1 protein-coding gene is annotated in these 1,307 nt (G+C 69.1%); it reads right to left on the bottom strand.

What is annotated here, in order from left to right:
* Positions 1-5: 5 nt before the first annotated feature.
* Positions 6-1,256 (bottom strand): IS701 family transposase, encoded by a 1,251-nt coding sequence (locus tag E1258_RS32685; RefSeq protein WP_132407843.1) that lies wholly within the window; start codon positions 1,254-1,256, stop codon positions 6-8.
* Between the last annotated feature and the right edge of the window lie 51 nt (positions 1,257-1,307).

Raw genomic sequence — 1,307 nt, 5'->3', positions numbered from 1 at the left:
GAGGCTCAGGCCGGCGCGGGGGCTTTTGGGTCGAGGCGTTGCAGGGTGCAGTAGGCGTGGGCGGCGGCCACGAGGGTGACGTGGTGGTGCCAGCCTTGCCAGGTGCGGCCTTCGTAGTGGTCCAGGCCGAGGCCGGTCTTCAACTCCCGGTAGTCGTGCTCGATGCGCCAACGCAGTTTCGCCCATCGGATCAGGGAGCGTTTCGCTGTGGTGGCCGGCAGGTTCGACAGCCAGTACTTGGTGGGCTCGGCCTGATCGGGTGGCCACTGGGCGATCAGCCACGCTTCGGGCAGGTCCTGGTCGCGGTGCGCGGCGAGCAGGACGCGTCCGGCTGGCCGGACCCGCAGGAACACGAACCGGGAGCGCATCTTCACCGGCCTACTGGCGCGGGTGCGGGAACCGTCACGCCAGGACACCGAGCGGGCCGCGGCTGCGCCGTGGGACAGGACCAGGTCCTTGACCGAGATAGCTGCGTCTCGGTAGCGCTGTTTCGGCGGTGGTCCCACCCCGCTGTACGGCGGTGCGGTACGGACCGCCGTCTGGGGGTACACACTGATCGTGGTGGCGACCTGAACCACATAGGACAGCCCACGCTCGGCCAGGCCATGGCGGAACTCGCCGCTGTCGCCGTACCCGGCGTCAGCCACGATCAACGGCGGTCGCAGGCCCCACCCAATGGTTTCGTCAACCGTGTCCAGGCCCAGGCGCCACTTCTCCCGGTGCCCGACGTCGTCGGGGATCCCGGCCCGTGCGCGCCGCTGGTCGACGTCCGCCGCGGCGGCCGGCGAGGCGGGATCCCACGACTCGGGCAGGAACAGCCGCCAGTCGACCGGACACGATGCGGTGTCGGTGACCAGGTTCAGACTCACCCCGATCTGGCAGTTGGTGACCTTGCCCGCCGTGCCGGTGTACTGCCGGGCCACTCCCGGCGACGCGGTCCCGCATTTGAGCCAGCCGGTGTCATCGAGGGCCCACGCCGCCGGCGTGATCGCCCGCTCCATCCGCACCGCCAGGCGGCGCCGCACCGGCACCACGTCCCACGGGCTGTTCGTCACGAAGTGGTTCAACGCCTGATCGTGCACACCCGGCAGCCTGCCCGCCATCGGCTGGATCGACTTGCGCCGCCCGTCCAGCATCAATCCGCGCACATACTGTCCAGCCCGGTCCTGCCATCCGGCCCGGGTCAACGACCCAAACACGTCGCTGGTGAAATCGGCCAGATCGGCACGAAGGCGCTCCACTTCCCGAACATCCACACCGGAGCTAACGACTCAACGAACCTACAGCCCACGAACTACACCAAAATG

The organism is Micromonospora sp. KC207, assembly GCF_004348615.1.
Taxonomy (GTDB): domain Bacteria; phylum Actinomycetota; class Actinomycetes; order Mycobacteriales; family Micromonosporaceae; genus Micromonospora.
This window is presented reverse-complemented; position numbering and strand designations above follow the sequence as displayed.